General features: G+C 25.3%; 1 protein-coding gene. It reads right to left on the bottom strand.

Features of this window, described 5'->3' with window-relative positions:
* Window positions 1–296 precede the first annotated feature (296 nt).
* On the bottom strand, window positions 297–993 hold a 697-nt coding region (locus GBG18_RS15445), incomplete at its 5' end, for a hypothetical protein (protein WP_193311186.1).

The raw sequence follows: 993 nt of genomic DNA, 5'->3' as shown, positions 1-993 counted from the left end.
ACAGGTTGTTGAACTTGTAAATAAATATTTTTATAACTCATCTTTAGAATAAGAGTTTACCCACATTGCAGATTCCAATATATTTAGCATTTTTCTATGTCGGGAATCATTACAAATATGTCTAAAGCTATTAATATTAAATTTATAAAAGAGTTTATTAGGAATAGTGATATAAAAACTACTATGAGATATATTAGACCTAGTGATGAATATTTAAAGAAGTGTTTGATTAGGTGACTTGTAGAGATATTAATAACTAATCAAGTAATAATTACTTGATTAGTTATAGTTTTAAATTAAAGCCCCTTTAAAATAGGTGTTAATTCATTTAAATTCATTTTTACTGCCTTATTATATTCTGAACGCCAAGCTTTACTTAAACTTATTTGTCGAGCTTGATTTAGACTAACTGCATGAACTGTTTTCTTTTTTGCTATTAATTTTTTAGATTTAACATCTAATAAATATGATTCTATTTCAATATCAAAAGAATTTGATTCAACACTGGCTTTTGCTAAACCAGATATCACATAGTCTAATTTATGTTTAAATGCATATTCTAAAATTTGAGATTCACTTGAACTAATATCTGCTAATATTGTTGCTTCATATTTTTCTTCAGGAATTTGCATATTTGGTTGATATCTTTTCATTTCTTTTGGATGTACAACTTTAATATTTTTATTTGAGTCTAAAATTCCATGAGCTAAGTATTCACCTATACCACTTCCAATTTTGTATCTACTTAATTTTTTTGACCTAAAGTTTATTACCCCAATATTGATATTTGGTTTTACAATTTCATATTTTTTATCAAATTCAAGTGTAAACTTTTTACTCATTAAGTATTTCCCATTAATATAGAGTTCTACCTTCCAAGTACCTGGATATTTTATTGCAAATTCATCTTTTATGAATGTTCTATCCCATACCCAAAGTTGTGATGTATTTGATTTATATTTATAAGAGTTATAATCATATTCTCTACCATCA

The sequence above is a fragment of the Poseidonibacter ostreae genome (assembly GCF_009208075.1).
Lineage (GTDB): Bacteria > Campylobacterota > Campylobacteria > Campylobacterales > Arcobacteraceae > Poseidonibacter > Poseidonibacter ostreae.
The sequence above is the reverse complement of the archived record's forward strand: the minus strand, read 5'-3'. Positions and strand labels throughout refer to the sequence as shown.